Origin of the sequence: Mesorhizobium sp. M7A.F.Ca.MR.362.00.0.0 (assembly GCF_004023175.1) — a bacterium.
In the GTDB taxonomy this organism is placed as follows: Bacteria; Pseudomonadota; Alphaproteobacteria; order Rhizobiales; family Rhizobiaceae; genus Mesorhizobium.
On the sequence record NZ_RZTF01000011.1, the window covers coordinates 35,721 to 41,720 of the forward strand.

The following is a 6,000-nucleotide window of genomic DNA, read 5'->3' on the forward strand; positions in this document are numbered from 1 at the left end:
TTGCGCGGTGCCTGGGGCAGGGGCGCCTTACTCCTTGCGCGGCCTTTCGGCCCGGCTGCCGGAACCCCACAAGGCACGCTTCAGCAGGTTGCGCTTGCGTGGGGCGAGGCTGATGTCGCTGACAAGCTTGGCGCCGCCCTCGCGCCGTTCCAGGGTGATCTTGCGGCTGTGGAAGGCTTCCAGCTCGGCCCGGTGCGCCACGCTGATGATGGTGACATCAGGCAATTCGCGGATCACCGTCGCCATCATGGTGTCCTGGCTCTTCTCGTCGAGCGCCGAGGTTGCTTCATCCAGCACGACGATATCGGGGCGGTGCAGCAGCAGGCGCGCGAAGGCGAGACGCTGCTTTTCGCCGCCCGACAGCGTCTGGTCCCATGGCGCTTCTTCCTTGATCCTTTCGACAAGGTAGGCGAGGCCGACCTTGTCGAGGGCGGCCTTGATCTGTTTGATCGTCCACTTGTCCGCCGCCGCGGGATAGGCGACCGCGCGGCGAAGCGTGCCCGAAGGGATGTAGGGGCGTTGCGGCAGCATGAACAGTCGCCTGTCGGCGTGGAAATTGACGCTGCCGCCGCCCCACGGCCACAGGCCCGCGACGGCCCGCACCAGCGTCGACTTGCCCGAGCCGGATTCGCCGGCCACCAGCACCCGCTCACCGGGTTCGATCGCAACCTCGGTCTCCTTGACCACGGCGGTGCCGTCGTCGAGCGTCACGGAGAGATCGTCGAGGCTGAGCATGGCACCGTCGTCGGTTTCGCCGTGCTGGATGCGTCCAAGCGCATCGCTCTGCTCCGCACGCTCGAGCCCGTCGAGCGACATCATCAGCGAAGCTACGCGCCGCGCGGAGGCGTTCCAGTCGGCAAGACGCGGGTAGTTGTCGACCAGCCACCCGAACGCGCCTTGCACGATGCCAAAGGCGGACGCTGCCTGCATCACCTCGCCAAGCGTCATTGAGCCTTCGAGGAATTTTGGCGCGCACAGCAGGATCGGCACGACCGGCGCAAACAGGCTCGATCCCTGCGACACCGCCGCCGTGCGCATGTGCTGGCCCGTCAGCAGCGCCCATTGCCTCAGCACATGGCCGAAATTCCTGTCGATGCCGCTGCGCTCCTCTTCCTCGCCGCCCAGCAAGGCGATGCTCTCGCCGTTTTCGCGCACGCGCGTCAGCGTGTAGCGCAGTTCGGCCTCCGCCTGGTTCTTCCGCTCGGAGAGCTGGACGAAATTGCGGCCGATGACCACCATCGCGGTCGAGGTGATGGCGGCATAGATCATCGCGGTGATGACCAGGAAGCCGGGGATGGTGATGCTCTCGCCGCCGATCGGCAAAGTGAGCGCGCCGCCGATGGTCCACAGCACGACGATGAAGGTCGAGGCAGACAGGAACGCGTTGAGGACGCCGGCGATGAAATCGACCGGCGACTCGGTGGCGATGCGCAGATCCTCGGTCATGCGGGCCTCGGGGTTCTGGTGGTCGCCGCCGACGAGATTCAGTTGGTAGTAGCGGCCGCCTGCCAGCCAGCGCGCGATGACCGCGGTGGTCAGCCAGGAACGCCAGCGGCGCTGGACCGTCATGCGCAGGTAGACCTGCGCGACGACAAGGCTGCCGCTGCAGATTACCAGCGGCACGAAGACGGCGCTGAGGAAATAGACGCTGCGGGCGTTGCGCTGCTCGAGGGCATCGAACATCGAACGGTTCCAGACATTGATGCCATACTGGAAGCCGATATTGATGCAGATCAGCAGCAGCACCCCGATCGTCAATGGCCAGGCGAGCCGGTCGCCGCGCCGGCTCCAGTAACCGCGCGCGCTGATCCAGAAACGCCGCAGCAGATATTTCTTGCGCTCCTGCTCGGCCCCTTCGGGCGTCAGTTGCGGATCGGGCTCGACAGCATCCGGTGGTGGCCCCGGCTGGCCGTCGACCTCCGGGGCAGCCTCGGCACTCGACAGCTTTTTTTCGCGCGGCTGCTCGTGGCGTGGCCTTTGGTCACGCGGCGCTTTCGGTCGCGGCTTCAAGGCACCGCGCGGTTTGATGCCGTCGGCCTGTTTCAATTTGGGTTTCGCCTCGGACATACGCTCCGACAACGACCTCAAAATCAAAAGGTTTCATGACGTCAGCCGACTTGACCTGATATCAACGCACAGTGTCGGAGCCGGCCGCAAAAACCTTTTCGCCGCCGATCCAGACGCCCTTCGTGTCGAGATCGTCCGACAGCGCGACAATATCCGCAGCCGTGCCGTTGGCGAATCGGCCAAGCCGGTGCGACTGACCGATTGCTTGCGCCGGATAGAGTGAGGCCATGCGCAAAGCTTCGGAAAGCTCGACCCCGACGACGCGGTGGATGAAACGAACGGCCGAGATCATATCGAGATCGGCGCCCGCCAGCGTTCCGTCGGCGAGCCTCAGGCTGCCGTCCCTTCGATAGATGGTGCGGCCGTTGAGCGTGAACGACGTCATGTCGGTGCCGATTGTCGCCATGGCGTCGGTGACCAGCACGATCCTGGCCGGCCCCTGCTTGGCGCGCAGCGCGATCTTGATGGTGGCCGGATCGACATGGATGCCGTCGGCGATGAGGCCGGCCGACAAGGTGCCAATGTCGATGGCGGCGCCGACCAATCCGGGCTCGCGATTGCCGATCTGGCTCATCGCATTGAACAGATGGGTGACCATTGAGGCGCCGGCCGCGGCAAAGGCGCTGGCGGTGGCATAGCCGGTATCGGAGTGGCCAAGGCTGACGATGATGCCGGCCCTGGCGAGTGCCGCGACGCGCGCCGGCTCGACGGATTCAGGGGCAATGGTGGTGAGCAGCACCGGTAGTTTTTGCCGCGCGGCGATCAGCATCGCCTGATCGGCATCCGTCATCGGCCGGATCAGCGCCGGATCATGCGCGCCCTTGCGGGCGACCGACAGATGCGGGCCTTCGAGATGCAGTCCGAGAAACCCAGGCACCTTCTGGCGCGCCGCTGCCTCGCCGGCGGCGACAGCGGCGGCGGTGATTGCAGGCGTGTCGGTGATCAGCGTCGGCAGCAGCGCCGTCGTGCCGAAGGGCGCGTGCGCGCGGCAGATGGTCTCGATTGAAGCGACATCGGGGTGGTCGTTGAGCATGACGCCGCCGCCGCCGTTGACCTGCAGGTCGACGAACCCCGGCGCCAGAAGGCCGCCACCGGTGTCGACGACGCGGATATCCGAGGGGATGGCACCAGTGGGCAGAATGGCCTCGACAAGACCGTCGCGCACGACAAGTGCGTGGCCTTCATGCCAGTCGTCGCCGTCGAAAATCCGGGCGCCAGTCAGGGCAAAGCGATCGCTCATACTGTCTCCGTCACCTTGCGAAGATTGCGCGGCGTGTCCGGATCGAGACCGCGATGGCGGGCAAAGGCCTCGACGAACATGTAGAAGGAGACGATCAGCGTCAGCGGATCGGTCAGCGGGTGCCCGGTGGCGACATGCGGCAGGCGCACGGCGCGTTTGGCAAGCGCGGAGGTGACGAACACCGGCGCGCCCTTGGCCGCCAGGCTGTCGGCGGCCTCGGCGATAGACGGTTCGGAGGCGTCGCGCGCGGCCAGCGCCAGCACCGGAAAGTCGGGGCCGATCAGCGCCAGCGGGCCGTGCATGACTTCGGCGGCGCTGTAGGCCTCGGCATGCATGCCGCAGGTCTCCTTGAATTTCAGCGCCGCTTCATTGGCCATCGCCGCCGACGGTCCGCGGCCGAGGATGAACAGCGACTTCTGCTTCTCGATCGTCTCAGAGAGCACGCTCATCCAGTCGCAGGCGATCGCCTTGCCGAAATGCTCCGGCAGGCGGGCAAGTGCGGCCAACAGCGCATCGTCGCCGGTGGCATGCGCCATCAGAGCGAGGCCGGCGACGGCCGAATTGATGAAGGTCTTGGTGGCCGCGACGCTGCGCTCGGGGCCGGCCAGGATATCTATCGCATAGTCCGAAGCACGCGCCAGCGGCGAATCGGCGGTGTTGGTGATGGCGACGGTCAGCGCGCCCCCCGCCCGCGCGGTTTCGGCCATGGCGACGATATCGGGGCTTTTGCCCGACTGCGAGATCGTCAGGCAGGCCGAGCCGGCGAGCCTGAGCTTGCGGCCATAGATCGAGGCGATCGACGGTCCGACAGACGCCACGGCCAGGCCCGCGGTCAGCTCGACGGCGTATTTCATGAAGGTGGCGGCATGGTCGGACGAGCCGCGCGCCACGGTGACGACGAACTGCGGGTCGCGTTCCCTGATGCCGCGCCCGGCCTCGGTCAGCACCGCGCCGGAGCCGTCGAGCAGGCGGGCGACCGCTTGCGGGACCTCCTCGATCTCGCGCCGCATATGGGTCATTTCTGCCGACATGGTCGGCTCTGTCGTGCTCATGGTCGGCCCTCTTCGCTCGGCCCGGTCAGCCGCAGTTCGGCGACGAAATCATAGGCGTCGCCCCGGTAGATGGAGCGGGTGAATTCGATCACCTTGCCGCTCGCCAGATAGGAAATGCGTTCGATGTGCAGGCCGGCAATACCTGGCGGCACTTCGAGCAGGCGCGCGTCGCTGTCGCCGAGATTGGCGGCGGAAATGCGCTGCACGGCGCGCACTGGCCGGTTGCCGGTCAATTCCAGCGCTGCGTAGAGCGAGGAACCTATATCGGCCGGATCGGGCAACACGCTGGCCGACAGCGAGGCGCGTTCGATCGCCAGCGGCGTGTCGTTGGCGATGCGCAGGCGCGCCACCCGCGCCACCAGTTCGCTCGAGGACAGGCCGAGCACCATCATCTCGTCGGGCGATGGTGCGTAGAGGCCGCGGTCGAGCCATGCCGAACGCACCGCCATGCCGCGCCGCGCCATGTCCTCGGTGAACGAGGTCAGCCGCGACAGCGACTGTTCGACACGCTCCATGCGCGGCGCCACGAAAGTGCCGGAGCCGTGGCGCTGCACCAGGATGCCGCCCTTGACGAGATCCTGCACCGCCTTGCGCACGGTGACCCGCGAAATATCGGCCTTGGTGGCGATGTCGCGCTCGGAAGGCAGCGCGTCGCCCGGCCCGATCAGGCCGCGATTGACCGCGTCCTCGATGCTCTTGCGAAGCTGCAGATAAAGCGGCGCGCCGCTTTGCGCTTGATGTTTCAACGTGGCGAAGATCTGGTCGGCGGCCTCGCTCATCGAGTTGCCTCCGCGTGTCCGGCGAAAAGGCGAACCGCCATCTGCACCGCGCCGCCCAGTGCGTCGTCGAGCGGCGGCTTCAGCAGCGCCCGGTAGCGGGCAGACAGGCGCGGCGCGTAGAGCGGCGCCAGCCCGCCGAGCAGGCACAGCGGCGCGTCGTCAGCAAGGTCGAGCGCGCCGAGCGAGGCTTCGACATCGGCGACCACCCTGTCGAGGATCCAGTTGGCGACGCTGTCGCCCTTCTCGGCATGCTCGAACACCTTGGGTGCGAAGCCGCCGAAATCGCCCGGCTTGGCATTGGTGGTGAATTCGACGACGTCTTCCGGGTTGTTGCGGAAGACGGCCAGCATGCTGTGCGTCAGCGGCGAACCGGCGCGAACGCCGTCATAGGCAAGCAGTGTCTGTTCGAGCAGGTCGCGGCCGATACGGGCGCCGCTGCCCTGGTCGCCGACCTGGAAACCCCAGCCGCCGATGGCGCGCGATTTGCCTTGTCTGCGCGCCATATAGGCGGTGCCGGTGCCGAGGATCGCCATGGCGCCGTCACCCGAGCCGACAGCGCCCTCCAGCGCGATCTCGGCGTCGGTCTCGACGCGGCTGATGCTGAACGGCAGGATCGCTTCGAGCTGCTGCCGATAGGTGCCGACATTGGCGCCGGCCAGCCCGAGAATGGCCGGCGTCCGCGGGATCAGTTCCGCATCCTGCCCGGCGGCGAGAAACGCCTGCCGCGCGGCCTCGACGATGTTCGAGCGGGCGCCGGTCAGGTCGGTGCGGATGTTGGCGGCGCCGCTTTTGGCGCGGCCGATCACCGTGCCGTCCGCCGTTGCCAGGGCGGCCCTGCAGCTGGTGCCGCCGCCATCGATTC

General features: G+C 67.1%; 5 protein-coding genes. All 5 read right to left on the reverse strand.

Features of this window, described 5'->3' with window-relative positions; translation table 11 throughout:
- Window positions 1-27 precede the first annotated feature (27 nt).
- The 5 genes from EOC06_RS03180 to EOC06_RS03200 all read right to left on the reverse strand — a co-directional run bounded on the left by EOC06_RS03180 (window position 28) and on the right by EOC06_RS03200 (window position 5,998).
- Complete coding sequence (locus tag EOC06_RS03180) at window positions 28-2,067, reverse strand: ABC transporter ATP-binding protein/permease (protein ID WP_128307064.1); 2,040 nt, start codon at window positions 2,065-2,067, stop codon at window positions 28-30.
- A 61-nt stretch (window positions 2,068-2,128) separates the two neighbouring features.
- Window positions 2,129-3,307 (reverse strand): N-acetylglucosamine-6-phosphate deacetylase, encoded by a 1,179-nt coding sequence (nagA, locus tag EOC06_RS03185; protein ID WP_128307065.1) that lies wholly within the window; start codon window positions 3,305-3,307, stop codon window positions 2,129-2,131.
- A complete protein-coding gene (locus EOC06_RS03190; RefSeq protein WP_164898443.1) occupies window positions 3,304-4,338 on the reverse strand; it encodes an SIS domain-containing protein in 1,035 nt (344 codons plus the stop codon). The genes nagA and EOC06_RS03190 overlap by 4 nt, the downstream gene beginning before the upstream one ends.
- Before the next feature lie 17 nt (window positions 4,339-4,355).
- Complete coding sequence (locus tag EOC06_RS03195; RefSeq protein WP_027040192.1) at window positions 4,356-5,138, reverse strand: GntR family transcriptional regulator; 783 nt, start codon at window positions 5,136-5,138, stop codon at window positions 4,356-4,358.
- Window positions 5,135-5,998 carry an N-acetylglucosamine kinase gene (locus tag EOC06_RS03200; RefSeq protein ID WP_245469302.1) on the reverse strand — a complete coding sequence of 288 codons (864 nt, stop codon included), beginning with the start codon at window positions 5,996-5,998 and terminating at the stop codon, window positions 5,135-5,137. Before EOC06_RS03200 ends, EOC06_RS03195 begins: the two co-directional genes overlap by 4 nt.
- Window positions 5,999-6,000 lie beyond the last annotated feature (2 nt).